Here is a 13,482-nt window from a genome sequence, read left to right as displayed (position 1 = left end):
CTTCCTCTACAGCAGGCGTTAATAGGGGGCCCTTCCTTACACCTCAGCGGCGGGGGCCGAGGGCGTGTTCGACGGCGCGGCCCAGGGCGGCCACCACCAGGGCGACCGAGGGACGGATCACGGAGTCGTCCAGGCTGACCTCGCCGGAGAAGCCGGCGCCGCTGGCGATCTCCTCCAGTCGGCGGCGGGCGTCGTCGGCGGCCTCTCCACTGACCCCGAGCGTCGATTCCATCCGTAGCACGGCGACCAGGGTCGCGAGGGCCGCGGTGCGCTCGTCCGGAGCGGCACCGGTGAGCGCCGAGGCGAGCCGCATCCGGGTCTCCTCCTCCACCGACGGGTCAACCACGGGATAGCGGTGCACGTGGATGAAGCCCAGCTCGGTCTCGTCGACATCGCGGACGACCCCTTGGTCGCAGAGGTCGCCGAGGATCCGGTCGCGCAGGCCGTGCCGCAGCCGCTGCACCCAGGACGAGGGGCTGTGCGGCGTGTCGGCCGCGATCCTGGCCAGCACCGAGTCGACGACCGGCTCCCCCGTCGGCGTCTGGTCCACCGCGGTCAGGGCTCCGTCGGCGTACGCGATCCGCCCGGCCAGGGCCAGTTCGATCAGGACCGCGGCGGCCATGCCCAGGTCGAGGCTGATCCGCGGCAGGGTCGCCTTACCCGTCTCGTCGTCGTACGCGAGCAGGAGCAGTTCCTCGGCGAGCGGCACACCAGTCATGGCCCGAGACGCTAGCCGCTGGACGCCACCACCCGCAGGACAAACCGCACTCAGAACCGGGGCATGCCGCCGAACTGCCGGTCACCGGCATCGCCGAGGCCGGGCACGATGAACATGCTGTCATTGAGACCGTCGTCGATGGCGGCGGTGACCAGACGCAGCGGCAGACCGGAACGCTCCAGCCGCTGGATGCCGGCGGGTGCGGCGAGCACGCAGAGCACGGTGATGTCGGTGCAGCCGCGCTCGGCCAACAGCCGACAGCAGTGTTCCAGCGAGCCCCCGGTGGCCAGCATCGGGTCGAGCACCAGCACGGGAAGCCCGGCGAGATCCCGGGGCAGGGACTCCATGTAGGCGCGCGGCTCGAACGTCTCCTCGTCGCGGGCCAGCCCGACGAAGCCCATCGAGGACTCGGGCAGCAGCCCGAGCGCGGCGTCGGCCATGCCGAGTCCCGCCCGCAGCACCGGCACCAGCAGCGGCGGGTTGGCCAGCCGGGTGCCCTCGGTGGCGGTGACCGGCGTCTGCACCGGGTACCGCTCCACCGGGAAGGAGCGCGCGGCCTCGTACACCAGCATGGTGGTGAGTTCGTGCAGCGCCGCCCGGAACGAGGAGGAATCGGTGCGTTCGTCCCGCATGGCGGTCAACCGGGACTGGGCCAGCGGGTGGTCAATGACGAGTACGTCCACGATCGCTCAACCTACCCGCCCGGCACATCGGCGCGCGGGCCCCGGCCGCGACCAGCGACGTCGCTCACCCACGAGCACGCCGACGACCGCAGTGGCCAAGATCACGCGGCGTCAACCTGCGTAGACTTCGGGGCATGACGGCGACAGCGACGTCGGCCCGGTCGGACCTCTCCGAGCTGGGACGATCCGAGACCGCTCTGCGGACCTTCCTGCACGGCCTACCGGGCGTGGACCAGGTGGGCGCGGAGCAGCGGGCAGCCCAACTCGGCACCCGATCCATCAAGACCACCGCCAAGGCCCAGGCGATCGACCTCGCCATCCGGATGGTCGACCTGACGACGCTGGAGGGTGCGGACACGCCCGGCAAGGTGCGGGCGCTCGCCGCCAAGGCACTGCGCCCCGATCCGGCCGACCCGTCCTGCCCGCACGTCGGCGCGGTCTGCGTCTACCCGGCGATGGTCCCGCACGTGGCCGAGGTGCTGCGCGGCAGCGGAGTTCACCTGGCCAGCGTGGCGACGGCGTTCCCGTCGGGCCAGGCACCGCTGGAGATCAAGCTCGCCGACACCCGGGCGGCCGTCGAGGCCGGCGCCGACGAGATCGACATGGTGATCAACCGGGGCGCCTTCCTGGCCGGTCGTTACTCCGAGGTGTACGACGAGATCGTCGCCACCAAGGAAGCCTGCGGCGACGCCCACCTCAAGGTGATCCTGGAGACCGGCGAGCTGGCCACCTACGACAACGTGCGCCGGGCCTCCTGGCTGGCGATGCTCGCGGGTGGTGACTTCATCAAGACCTCCACCGGCAAGGTTCCGGTCGCCGCCACGCTGCCGGTGACCCTGGTGATGCTGGAGGCGGTACGCGACTTCCGGGCCGCCACCGGGCGGCAGGTGGGCGTGAAGCCGGCCGGCGGCATCAAGACCACCAAGGACGCGATCAAGTATCTCGTCATGGTCAACGAGACGGTCGGCCCCGACTGGCTGGACCCGGACTGGTTCCGCTTCGGCGCCTCCAGCCTCCTCAACGACCTGCTGATGCAGCGCACCAAGCTGACGACCGGCGTCTACGCCGGCCCCGACTACTTCACCCTGGACTGACCGCGATGTTCGAATACGCACCCGCCCCCGAGTCCCGCTCGGTGGTGGACATCAAAGCCTCCTACGGGCTGTTCATCGACGGAAAGTTCGTCGACCCGGCCGACGGTGGCAGCTTCAAGTCGATCAACCCGGCCTCGGAGGAGGTGCTGGCCGAGATCGCCGAGGGCGGCGGCCAGGACGTCGACCGCGCGGTCCGAGCGGCCCGCCGGGCGTACGAGCAGGTCTGGGGTCCGATGCCGGGCCGCGACCGGGCCAAGTACCTGTTCCGCATCGCCCGGATCATCCAGGAGCGCTCCCGCGAGCTGGCCGTGCTGGAGTCGCTGGACAACGGCAAGCCGATCAGGGAGTCCCGCGACGTCGACCTGCCGCTGGTCGCCGCGCACTTCTTCTACTACGCCGGCTGGGCCGACAAGCTCCCGCACGCCGGTTTCGGTGCGGACCCGAAGCCGCTCGGCGTGGCGGCGCAGGTCATTCCGTGGAACTTCCCGCTGCTGATGCTGGCCTGGAAGATCGCACCCGCCCTCGCCGCCGGCAACACGGTGGTGTTGAAGCCGGCCGAGACCACGCCGCTGACCGCCTTGCTCTTCGCCGAGATCTGCCAGCAGGCCGACCTGCCGGCCGGCGTGGTCAACATCGTCACCGGCGCCGGTGAGACCGGCCGGGCGCTGGTCGAGCACGCCGACGTCGACAAGGTCGCCTTCACCGGCTCCACCGACGTCGGCCGGGCCATCGCCCGCGCGGTCGCCGGCAGCCGCAAGAAGCTGACCCTGGAGCTGGGCGGCAAGGCCGCCAACATCGTGTTCGACGACGCCCCGGTCGATCAGGCGGTCGAGGGCATCGTCAACGGCATCTTCTTCAACCAGGGGCATGTCTGCTGCGCCGGTTCGCGGTTGCTGGTCCAGGAGTCCGTCGCCGAGCAGGTGCTGGAGTCGCTCAAGCGCCGGATGGCCCGACTGCGCGTCGGCGACCCGCTGGACAAGAACACCGACATCGGAGCCATCAACTCGGCCGCCCAGCTCGCCCGGATCCGGGAGCTGACCGAGGCCGGTGCCGCCGAGGGCGCGCAGCAGTGGTCGCCGCCCTGCGAACTGCCGCAGCAGGGCTTCTGGTTCGCACCGACCATCTTCACCGGGGTCACCCAGGCACACCGGATCGCCCGGGAGGAGATCTTCGGCCCGGTGCTGTCCGTGCTGACCTTCCGCACCCCGGCCGAGGCCGTGGAGAAGGCCAACAACACGCCGTACGGGCTGTCGGCCGGGATCTGGACCGAGAAGGGCTCCCGGATCCTGTGGATGGCCGACCGGCTGCGCGCCGGGGTGGTGTGGGCCAACACGTTCAACAAGTTCGACCCGACCTCGCCGTTCGGCGGCTACAAGGAGTCGGGCTACGGTCGCGAGGGCGGCCGGCACGGGCTGGAGGCGTACCTCAATGTCTGAGCGGGTCGCGGTACGCAAGACGTACAAGCTCTTCATCGGCGGGAAGTTCCCGCGTAGCGAGTCGGGACGGTCGTATCTCGTGCAGGACTCCAACGTGTCGCTGGCCTCCCGCAAGGACGCGCGGGACGCCGTGGTGGCCGCCCGGGCCGCCGTGAAGGGGTGGGCCGGCGCCACGGCGTACAACCGGGGTCAGATCCTCTACCGGGTCGCCGAGATGCTGGAGGGCCGGCGCGAGCAGTTCGTCGCCCTGGGGGTGCCGGGCGACGAGGTGGACGCGGCGACCGACCGCTGGGTCTGGTACGCCGGTTGGTCCGACAAGCTTTCACAGGTGTACGGGGGCGCGAACCCGGTGGCCGGGCCGTACTTCAATCTGTCGGCGCCCGAGCCGACCGGCGTGGTGGCGGTGGTGGCTCCCGAGGCACCGGCGCTGCTCGGCCTGGTCAGTGTGATCGCCCCGGCGATCGTCACCGGCAACACGGTGGTGGTGGCCGCCTCGCCGGCGGCACCGCTGGCGGCGGTGACCCTGGCCGAGGTGCTGGCCACCTCCGACCTGCCGGGCGGGGTGGTCAACATCCTCACCGGTCGCCTCTCCGAGACCGTGCCCACGCTGGCCGCGCACATGGACGTCAACGCGACCGACCTGACCGGCGTGACCGACCCGGAGCTGGCCGCCGACCTTGAGATCAAGGCGGCGGAGAACCTCAAGCGGGTGCTCCGGCCGGTGCCGCAGGATCACGACTGGTCGGCGGATCCTGGGCTCACGCGGATGACTTCCCTGCTGGAGACGAAGACCGTCTGGCATCCCAAGGGGGCTTGAGCGGTCTGTGCTCTGGGGGTTTCCGGACGTGGGCACGGACCGTCGGTGGGTGACGGCTGGCGGGGTGCTGCCCAGCGTCGGCTCCTTGGTCGACGGCGTGACCCGGCGCCCGACGACAACATCCCCGAAGTTGCTGGCACAGCCAACAGTGAGGCAGCACTATCCCCGAAGTTGCTGGCACGGCCCGGGACTGAGGCAGGGTGTGGGGGTGGGTCTACTACGGGGGGTAGGATTCAGGGGTGACTCGGCTGGGGGATCTTGAGCGTGCGGTGATGGACGTGCTGTGGGACGCGGTTCCCGGCACGTCGGACGGCGTCACGGTGCGCGAGGTGGCCGACGCCCTGGACGGGCGGGAGTTGGCGTACACCACGGTGATGACCGTGTTGGACCGGCTCGCCGGCAAGGGCATGGTGCAGCGCGAGCGGGAGGGTCGGGCGTGGCGCTACCGTGCCTCGGCCAGCCGGGAGGCGTACATCGCCCAGCTCATGCTGGACGCCCTCGACCTGGGTGGTAGCCGGGACGCGGCGCTGGTCCGGTTCGCCCGCTCGGTCACCGGCACCGAGGCGGACGTGCTGCGCGCCGCTCTCGCCGCCGAGGCCGGGATGGCGTCCGACCCGCCCGGGGCGGTGACCGGCGATCCGGGCCGCGAGTTGACCGACCGGGTCGATGCACCGCAGACCGACCGGACGACGCGTCCGGGCCTGGCCGACGAGGCCGCGGAGCGGTAGGGCGACGCCGTGGCGCACACCCTGCACTTCGCCGCCTCGATGCTGGCGTGCTGGCTGATCGCTCAGGTGCTGGCCCGCGCCACCTGGACGTGGCGCAGCCCTCGGGTGGCGATCCTCTGCTGGCAGGCGATCGGCTTGGGGGTCGGCCTCTCCGCGATGGGCCTGCCCATCGCGATGGGTCTCGCCCCGTACGAGCGGGGCACCGGGACCGCCCTGCTGGCGCTCGTGGACGACCTGCGGCAGGGCAGCCTGCCCGCCGGTCTCGGTGCCGTGCACCTGGGGCTGGTCGGCGTCGGTCTCGGCATCGGGGCGGTGCTGTTGACCACGACGGTACGCAGCATCCACGGCACGGTACGCGCCCAGCGTCGGCACCGGGACCTGCTCACCCTGGTCGCCCGGCGGGATCCGACGGTGCCCGGCGCGCTGGTGCTCGACCACCCGGGTGCGGCCGCGTACTGCCTTCCGGGGGTGCGGCCCCGGGTGGTGGTCAGCGCCGGCACGCTCAGCCTGCTCGACCGGGCCGAGTTGGCGGCGGTGCTGACCCACGAGCGCGCACACGCGCAGGAGCGGCACGACCTGGTGCTGCTGCCGTTCACCGCGCTCCGCCGGGCGCTGCCCTGGTTCCGCTGGGTTCGCGACGCGCACGAGCGGGTGGCCCTGCTGGTCGAGATGCGCGCCGACGACAAGGCCCGCGAGTTGCACGCCGAGGCCCCACTGGCGGGTGCGCTGCGTCGGTTCGCCGCCGCCGGCAACCGGATCACGCCCGTCGGCGCGCTCGGCATGGGTGACCGGGACCTGGACGTACGGGTGCAGCGGTTGCTGGCCACGGAGCGCCCGCCCCGACTGCTCGGTGCCGCCGCCCTGACCGTGACCGTGACCGTGGCCGCCCTGCCGGTCTCGCTCTTCCTGAGCTGACAACCCTGAACTGACCCTGATCATCCCGGTCTCGGCTCCCACCGGCCCTATAGGTAGCGTTCCTACGTGTAGGCTCCCTATCTGCCTCGATCCCCGTCCCAGGAGAGCCGGTCATGGACACCCTGCTCCTCGCCCGCCTGCAGTTCGCCACGACCGCCTCGGTCCACTTCCTCTTCGTGGCCGTCACGCTCGGCCTGGTCACGCTGCTCGTCGGGATGCAGACCGCCTGGGTGGTCACCGGCCATCACCGCTGGGAGCGGCTGACCCGCTTCTGGGGCCAGCTGTACGTGATCAATTACGTGCTCGGCATCGCCACCGGCATCGTGATGGAGTTCCAGTTCGGGCTGAACTGGAGCGGGCTGTCGCGCTATGTCGGCAACGTCTTCGGGGCCCCGCTGGCGATCGAGACCCTGGTCGCCTTCTTCCTGGAGTCGACCTTCCTCGGCATGTGGATCTTCGGCTGGCACCGGCTGCGCCGCGGCGTCCACCTCGCGTTGCTCTACGGCGTCGCGATCACCGCGTACGCCTCGGCGTTCTGGATCATGGTGGCCAACTCCTGGCTGCAGAACCCGGTCGGCTACGAGGTACGTGACGGGGTCGCTCACCTGACCGACTTCTCGGCACTGCTGACCAACCCCGCCCTGTGGATGGCGCTCGGGCACGTGGTCTCGGCGGCCCTGCTGACCGGTGGTCTGCTGATGGCGGCGGTCAGTGCCTGGCACCTCGACCGGCGCACCAACGACCATGCGCTGTTCCGCACCTCGCTGCGGATCGGACTGGTCACCGCCGCACTCGCGATCAGCCTCGTCCAGGGGTTCGGCTTCGCCCAGTTCGGGCCCGTGGGCGATGTGCAGCCCACCAAGTTCGGCGGCAACCCGGAGGCCGACGTCCTGGTCGCCGACTGGACCGCCCGGTTCGGTCCCGGCGACTATCTGCCGCCCACGCTGTCCAACGTCGGTCTCGGCTTCATGATCCTCATAGGCTTCGCGCTCGGCCTGCTCTGGCTGTTCGTACCGCTGCTCTGGCGGGACTGGATCATCCGCCTCCGGTTCCCGCTCTGGCTGCTGATGCTCACCCTGCCCCTGCCGTTCGTGGCCCTGATCCTCGGCTGGATCGCCCGCGAGGTCGGCCGCCATCCCTGGGTGGCGTACGGGCTGCTGCCGGTGGAGCAGGCGGTCTCGCCGGTCGGTCCCTGGCTGATGGTGACGTCGCTGACCGGCTTCACCCTGCTGCTCGGCACGCTCGCCGTCGCCAACTGGGTGCTGCTGGCCCGGTACGCCGCCCGGGGTGCGGCCGACCCCGCGCTCGGCCGCCCACCGGCCCAGCCGCCGGCCGACGACCCGCGCCCCGAACCCGCCTTCATCTGAGGAGCCCGGAGATGGAACTCGCCTGGTACGTCCTGCTCGGCCTCTTCTTCGCCGGCTACCTGGTGCTCGGCGGCTACGACTACGGCGTCGGCCTGCTGCTCGCCCGGGGCGCCGACGCGCATCGCCGACGCGCCGCCCTCAACGCCGTCGGGCCGTTCTTCCTCGGTAACGAGGTGTGGTTGGTGGCGGCCGTCGGCATCCTGTTCGGCGCGTTCCCCGTGTTGGAAGGGGAACTGCTCGCCGGCAGCTACCCGGCGGTGGCCGCCGCGCTGACCGGGGTGATCCTGGTGACCGCCGGAGTGCAGTTGCGCAGCCGACCGGGCAGCCGGTGGGCCCGCGCCACCTGGGACCGGATCATCGTGGTCGGCAGCCTGCTCGCCGCGCTCGGCTGGGGTGTGGTGCTCGCCGGACTGCTCCAGGGCGTGCCGCTGCGGACCGACGGACACGTGGCGGGGGTGACGCACCTGTTCACCCCGTTCGCCGCCGCCACCGGGCTGGCCGTGGTCGCACTGGTCACGGCGCACGGTGCGACCTTCCTCACGCTCCGCTTGCCCGCCGTCGAGGGCGACCGGCTGCGGCCGTTGGCCCGCCGGATGATCCTCAGCGCGATCATCGCGGTCGGCGCGGCCGGCGTCGTCGGCCTGCTCTCCGACCGGGTACGCGACACGGCGCAGCGCCCCTCGATCGGCGTACTGCTGGTGGTGCTGCTGGTCGGCGCGCTGCTCGCGGGGCGGGCGGCGCTCGGACGGCGACGGCCCGGCCTGGCCTTCGCCGCCACCGCGACGGCGCTCGCACTGCCGGTGCTGCTGATCGGGGCGACCCTCTGGCCCTACGTGCTGGTGTCGACCGTGGAGCCGAGCGCGTCACTGACGGTTACCGAAGCGGCGGCCAGCGCGGCGACCCTGCGGCTGCTGGGCTGGCTGACGGTACCGCTCCTGCCGGCCCTACTAGGCTTCCAGGCGATGTGCTGGTGGATTTTCCGGGGACGGACCGACGGCAGGGCACCGGTGTACTGGTGAACCGCCGCCCCTTCGACCCGCGCCTGCTGCGCCGGGTCCCTGCCGCCCGACGCGATCTCGCGCTGCTCGCGCTGCTCGGCGTGCTCGCCGCCGGGCTCGTCGTGGCGCAGGCCACCGCCCTGGCCGTGCTGCTGGCCACGGCCTTCACCGGGCGACTGGACCGGGCCGCGCTGGCCGGTCTCGTGGCCGCCGTCGCGGCCCGCTCGCTGGTGGTCTGGGCGCAGGGCACGGTGTCGGCGCGGGCGGCCGCCACGGTCAAGGCGGCGCTGCGGGCCGACCTGTTGGGGGCGGTCGCCCGGCACGGGCCCGGCTGGGTCGCCGGCCAGCGGGCGGGGCAACTGGCAACGCTCGCCGGTCGCGGGCTGGACGCGCTGGACGCGTACTTCACCGGCTATCTGCCGCAACTCGTGCTGAGCGTCACCGTGCCGGTGGCGGTGCTGGCTCGGGTCCTCCTCGCCGACTGGAGTTCGGCGGTGATCATCGCACTGACGCTGCCGCTCATCCCGATCTTCGGGGCCCTGCTCGGCTGGCAGGCGCAGGCCGCCACCGAGCGCCAGTGGCGACGGCTGTCCCTGCTCGGCGGGCACTTCCTGGACATGGTGGCGGGGCTGCCCACGCTGCGCGCGTTCGGGCGGGCCCGGGCGCAGACCGACGCGGTACGGCGGATGGCCGACGGTCACCGGGTGGCCACCATGAAGACGCTGCGGATCGCCTTTCTCTCCGCGCTGGTGCTCGAACTCGTCGCCACCCTGTCGGTGGCGCTGGTCGCCGTTCCGGTCGGCATCCGGCTGCTCGGCGGCGGGCTGGCCCTGCAGACCGCGCTGCTGGTGCTGCTGCTGACCCCGGAGGCGTACCTGCCGCTGCGGGCGGCCGGCAGCCGGTTCCACGCCAGCATGGAGGGTCTCACCGCGCTGGACGAGGCGCTGACCCTCAGCGGCTCGGCGCCCCCGGCCCGGGCGGCCCAGGCGGGCGTACGGCCGGACGGCCGGTCCGAGATCCGCTTCGAGTCGGTGACCGTCGCGTACGAGCGCACCACGGCGCTGCGGGACGTCTCGCTGACCATCCGGCCCGGCGAGCGCATCGCGATCATCGGGCCGAGCGGTGCCGGCAAGAGCACCCTGCTCAACCTGCTGCTCGGCTTCGTGAGCCCGACCGGCGGCCGGATCACCGTCGGCGGGGTGGACCTGGCCGACGCCGACCTCGACGACTGGCGGCGACAGGTGGCGTGGGTGCCGCAGCGCGCCCACCTGTTCGCCACGTCGCTGGCCGACAACATCCGACTCGGCAGTCCCGACGCCCCGCCGGCCGCCCTCGACGCCGCGGTCCGCGCCGCCGCGCTGGACGAGGTGGTCGCCGCCCTGCCCGACGGGCTGGACACCCTGCTCGGCGAGCGGGGACATGGTCTGTCCAGCGGGCAGCGGCAACGAGTGGCGCTGGCCCGGGCGTTTCTGCGGGACGCGCCGGTGGTGCTGCTCGACGAGCCGACCGCGCGCCTCGACGCGGCCGCCGAGGCGGCGGTGCTGTCGGCGACCCGCAGGCTGGTCACCGACCGCACCGCGCTGCTGGTGGCGCACCGGCCCGCGCTGCTGACCGATGTCGACCGCATCCTGCGGGTCGAGGACGGGCGGGTCACCGAACTGACACCGGTACCGGCCGGGGAGCAGGGATGAGCGAGCGGATCATCCGGCCCAGCGTGGTGGTGCCTCGTGGTGGCGTCGAGCGTGGCGAGGAGGCGCGATGAGCAGCGGACGTCCGCCCGAGCTGATCGTGCTGCGGCTCGCCCGGCCCTACCTGAAGCGCCTGATCGGTGCCGGGTTGCTCGCCGCGGCCACCGAGTTCGCCGGGCTGGCCCTGATGGCGACCGCGACCTGGCTGCTGATGACCGCCGCCGGTCAGCCGCCGCTGGATCGGCTCACCGTGGCGATCGTGGCGGTACGAGCGCTGGCGGTCAGCCGGGGCGTCCTGCGGTACACCGAGCGCCTGGCCGGACACGACGCGGTGCTCCGCCTGGTCACCGACGTCCGGACGCGGGTCTTCGACACCCTGGCCGCCCGGCGCGGCGCCCCACCGCGAAGCGGGGACGCGTTGAGCCGGCTCGTCTCCGACGTGGAGGCGGTGCAGGACCTGCTGCTGCGGGTGGTCGTGCCGGCCGCCGCGGCCGGGCTGGTGAGCGTGCTGGCCGTCAGTCTGACCGCGCTCGTCTCGTTGCCGGCCGCGTTCGCGCTCGCCGCCGGCCTGCTGGTGGCCGCCGTGGCCCTACCGACGCTGGCGACCGTGCTGACCCGACGGGCGAGCGCGGAGGTGGCGCCGCTGCGCGGCGCGCTCGCCACCGACGCGGTCGACCTCACCCACGGCGCTGCCGACCTGGCCGCCTTCGGTGCGACGGGGAACGCGCTGGCGGCGGCCGATCGGCGGGCCCGGCGCCTGGCCCGGCTGGAGCGACGGCTCGCCGCGCTCGGCTTCGCCGTCGACGCCGCCGGAGTGCTGGTGGCCGGGTTGACCGCCGGCGCGGTGGTGCTCGTGGCCCTCCGGGCGGGCGTGGACGGGGTGCTGGTCGGCGTCCTGGCCGTCGGCACGCTCGCCGCCATCGAGATCGCGCTGGCCCTGGTCGGCGTCGCCCGGCAGTGGACCGGGCTGCGGTCCGGCCTGACGCGGGTCGCCCAGCTCCTGGAACCGACCGACGCCGGCTCCGGGGTCGTCGCCGGGACCTCCGCCGGCCGGCCCACGGCTGGCACCCCTGGCCGGCGTGACACCGTCGCCGTCCCCGCCGACGGGGGGACCGCCGAGTCGGCACCGGCGGTGCGGTTCGAGGGCGTGACGGTGCGGTACCGGACCGGCGCTCCGGCCGCACTCGACGGCTTCGACCTCGATCTGCCACCCGGTCGGCGGGTGGCGGTCGTCGGGCCGAGCGGAGCCGGCAAGAGCACCCTGGCCGCGGTCCTGACCGGCGCGGTCTCCCCCGTCGCCGGCCGGGTGACCCTGGCTGGACGGGACGTCTCGGCGTATCCGCCGGAGGAACTGCCCCGGCTCGTCGGCGGGCTGCTCGCCGAGGCGTACGTGTTCCACGCCACCGTCCGGGACAACCTGCTGCTCGGCCGTCCCGCCGCGGACGAGGACGCGTTGGTCGCGGCCGCCTCGGCCGCGGGGCTGGCGGATTGGGTACGGGCCCAGCCGGAGGGCTGGGACACGGTGGTCGGCGAGGAGGGCGGGCAGCTCTCGGGTGGTCAACGGCAGCGGCTCGCCCTGGCCCGCGCCCTGCTCGCCGCGCCCGGCGTACTGGTGCTCGACGAGCCGACGGAGGGTCTCGACCCGGTCGCCGCCGACCAGGTGCTGGCCACCGTCCTGGCCGCGACCCCTGCCGGGCACTCGGTACTGCTGATCACCCACCGGCTCAGCGGCCTCGCCGAACTGGACGAGATTCTGGTGCTGGAGGCCGGCCGGGTCGTGCAGCGGGGCCGGCACGCCGAGCTGGTGGCGACGCCCGGCTGGTACCGCGAGCAGTGGGTGTTGCAGCAGGCCGCCGAGCACGGCTACCTCGCGGTGTCGGGCTGATCGGTCGGAGCCGCCTCGGGGATCTCCCGGAGGCCGTCGCCCTGCCCGACATGGCAGGGTTGGGCCATGCCGGTCAGGGACGACGTGTTGGTCGAGGAACACCTGCGGCAGCTCGCCGGTCGACTGCGTGGACCGCGCCGGCTGCGGGCCGACCTGATGACCGAGGCACGTCACGGGCTGCTCGACGCCGTCGAGGCGTACCGGGACAGCGGCCTGTCCCCTGGTGCGGCGTCGCGGCAGGCGGTCGCCGATTTCGGTACGCCGGATCAGCTGGCCCCGGCCTACCAGGCCGAGCTGGCGGTGGCCGCGCTGCGTGGGCTGTCCCTACGGGTGGTCGCGTTCGCCGCGACCGCCTCGATCGCCGGCGACCTGACCTGGCGCGGGTCGAGCTGGAGCACCGGCCCGCGACCACCCGCCGGTTACCTGCTGTTGTCGCAGTCGGTGGAGTGGATCTGGGCGGGGGCGTTCCTGCTCGGCCTGGTCGGGCTGGTGCTGGTCACGGCCACCGCCCGGTCGGCGCGTCCCGCGCTGACCAGCGTGGCGCGCAGCGTGGGTGCCGCGCTGACCGGGACCGCCGTCCTGGGGGCGTTGGCCGGGGCGGGTTTGTTCACCTGGTCGATCCTGCTGTGGGACGCGGCCCTCACCTGGCCGCCGATGATCGTCGGCATGGTCGCCGGTACCGCGGCCCACGTCTGGCTGGGCAGCGCCGCCCGCACCTGGCTGCTGGCCACCCGCTGACGCTCAGCCCGCCGTGGTGGGTGCGCTGCCGGGGTCCAGGAAACGGCCGACCGTCGCGCTGAACTCGCGCCACCCGGAGCGCTGGTCGGCCAGCGCCCGATGCCCGGCGTCGGTGAGTTCGTAGGTCCGCCGTTCCCGCCCGTTGACGGTGCTCCACGCGCTGGCCACGAGGCCGGCGCGCTCAAGTCGCCGCAACGCCGGGTACACCGTTCCGGTGGGCAGGTCGAGGCGACCGTCGCTACGCGCCCGCAGGGCCTCGATGATGGCGTAGCCGTGCCTGGCCCCCCGCTCCAGCACGGCCAGGAGCAGGGCGTCGAGGTGTCCGTGCAGCGCCTGGGCGTTCATACGTAGAAACGCTACTTGTTAGCCGCCCGATGACGCCACCGGGGTGCGGCCAGCGGTTACCGAGCGCAGC

General features: G+C 73.0%; 13 protein-coding genes. 10 read left to right on the top strand and 3 right to left on the bottom strand.

The window, feature by feature from the left end:
- Positions 1–43 precede the first annotated feature (43 nt).
- Entirely contained in the window at positions 44–718 is a 675-nt protein-coding gene (locus SM447_RS14910; RefSeq protein WP_474573384.1) for a GOLPH3/VPS74 family protein, read from the bottom strand.
- Positions 719–768: 50 nt separating this feature from the next.
- On the bottom strand, positions 769–1,401 hold the full coding sequence (upp, locus tag SM447_RS14905; RefSeq protein WP_474573383.1) for a uracil phosphoribosyltransferase: 633 nt from the start codon (positions 1,399–1,401) through the stop codon (positions 769–771).
- 134 nt (positions 1,402–1,535) lie between these two features.
- Here upp and deoC point away from each other — a divergent pair, with 134 nt between their 5' ends.
- The 10 genes from deoC (at position 1,536) to SM447_RS14855 (ending at position 13,067) form a co-directional block, all read left to right on the top strand.
- Entirely contained in the window at positions 1,536–2,495 is a 960-nt protein-coding gene (deoC, locus tag SM447_RS14900) for a deoxyribose-phosphate aldolase (protein WP_474573382.1), read from the top strand.
- Between the two features lie 5 nt (positions 2,496–2,500).
- A complete protein-coding gene (locus tag SM447_RS14895; protein ID WP_474573381.1) occupies positions 2,501–3,931 on the top strand; it encodes an aldehyde dehydrogenase family protein in 1,431 nt (476 codons plus the stop codon).
- Positions 3,924–4,748: an aldehyde dehydrogenase family protein gene (locus tag SM447_RS14890; RefSeq protein ID WP_474573380.1), complete on the top strand. Its 825-nt coding sequence runs from the start codon at positions 3,924–3,926 to the stop codon at positions 4,746–4,748. Before SM447_RS14895 ends, SM447_RS14890 begins: the two co-directional genes overlap by 8 nt.
- 239 nt (positions 4,749–4,987) lie before the next feature.
- On the top strand, positions 4,988–5,476 hold the full coding sequence (locus SM447_RS14885; protein WP_474573379.1) for a BlaI/MecI/CopY family transcriptional regulator: 489 nt from the start codon (positions 4,988–4,990) through the stop codon (positions 5,474–5,476).
- A 9-nt stretch (positions 5,477–5,485) separates the two neighbouring features.
- A complete protein-coding gene (locus tag SM447_RS14880; RefSeq protein ID WP_474573378.1) occupies positions 5,486–6,391 on the top strand; it encodes a M56 family metallopeptidase in 906 nt (301 codons plus the stop codon).
- Between the two features lie 113 nt (positions 6,392–6,504).
- Entirely contained in the window at positions 6,505–7,758 is a 1,254-nt protein-coding gene (locus SM447_RS14875) for a cytochrome ubiquinol oxidase subunit I (RefSeq protein WP_474573377.1), read from the top strand.
- An 11-nt stretch (positions 7,759–7,769) separates the two neighbouring features.
- Positions 7,770–8,777: a cytochrome d ubiquinol oxidase subunit II gene (cydB, locus tag SM447_RS14870; RefSeq protein ID WP_474573376.1), complete on the top strand. Its 1,008-nt coding sequence runs from the start codon at positions 7,770–7,772 to the stop codon at positions 8,775–8,777.
- The gene (cydD, locus tag SM447_RS14865) at positions 8,774–10,447 is read left to right on the top strand and encodes a thiol reductant ABC exporter subunit CydD (protein WP_474573375.1); all 1,674 of its coding nucleotides are present in this window, start codon (positions 8,774–8,776) and stop codon (positions 10,445–10,447) included. Before cydB ends, cydD begins: the two co-directional genes overlap by 4 nt.
- 67 nt (positions 10,448–10,514) lie before the next feature.
- Positions 10,515–12,329, top strand: coding sequence for a thiol reductant ABC exporter subunit CydC (gene cydC / locus SM447_RS14860; protein WP_474573374.1), 1,815 nt, complete (start codon positions 10,515–10,517; stop codon positions 12,327–12,329).
- Between the two features lie 66 nt (positions 12,330–12,395).
- A complete protein-coding gene (locus SM447_RS14855) occupies positions 12,396–13,067 on the top strand; it encodes a permease prefix domain 1-containing protein (protein WP_474573373.1) in 672 nt (223 codons plus the stop codon).
- Between the two features lie 3 nt (positions 13,068–13,070).
- Here SM447_RS14855 and SM447_RS14850 read toward each other — a convergent pair whose 3' ends face one another.
- On the bottom strand, positions 13,071–13,412 hold the full coding sequence (locus SM447_RS14850) for a PadR family transcriptional regulator (protein WP_474573372.1): 342 nt from the start codon (positions 13,410–13,412) through the stop codon (positions 13,071–13,073).
- Positions 13,413–13,482: the final 70 nt, after the last annotated feature.

This window comes from Micromonospora aridisoli, from assembly GCF_056150025.1.
This window is presented reverse-complemented; position numbering and strand designations above follow the sequence as displayed.

Excerpts from the sequence above, each read along its gene's own strand:
- SM447_RS14910 (WP_474573384.1), bottom strand. The coding sequence starts at position 718 with ATGACTGGTGTGCCGCTCGCCGAGGAACTGCTCCTGCTCGCGTACGAC.
- deoC (WP_474573382.1), top strand. The coding sequence starts at position 1,536 with ATGACGGCGACAGCGACGTCGGCCCGGTCGGACCTCTCCGAGCTGGGA.
- SM447_RS14895 (WP_474573381.1), top strand. The coding sequence starts at position 2,501 with ATGTTCGAATACGCACCCGCCCCCGAGTCCCGCTCGGTGGTGGACATC.
- SM447_RS14890 (WP_474573380.1), top strand. The coding sequence starts at position 3,924 with ATGTCTGAGCGGGTCGCGGTACGCAAGACGTACAAGCTCTTCATCGGC.
- SM447_RS14875 (WP_474573377.1), top strand. The coding sequence starts at position 6,505 with ATGGACACCCTGCTCCTCGCCCGCCTGCAGTTCGCCACGACCGCCTCG.
- cydB (WP_474573376.1), top strand. The coding sequence starts at position 7,770 with ATGGAACTCGCCTGGTACGTCCTGCTCGGCCTCTTCTTCGCCGGCTAC.
- cydC (WP_474573374.1), top strand. The coding sequence starts at position 10,515 with ATGAGCAGCGGACGTCCGCCCGAGCTGATCGTGCTGCGGCTCGCCCGG.
- SM447_RS14855 (WP_474573373.1), top strand. The coding sequence starts at position 12,396 with ATGCCGGTCAGGGACGACGTGTTGGTCGAGGAACACCTGCGGCAGCTC.
- SM447_RS14850 (WP_474573372.1), bottom strand. The coding sequence starts at position 13,412 with ATGAACGCCCAGGCGCTGCACGGACACCTCGACGCCCTGCTCCTGGCC.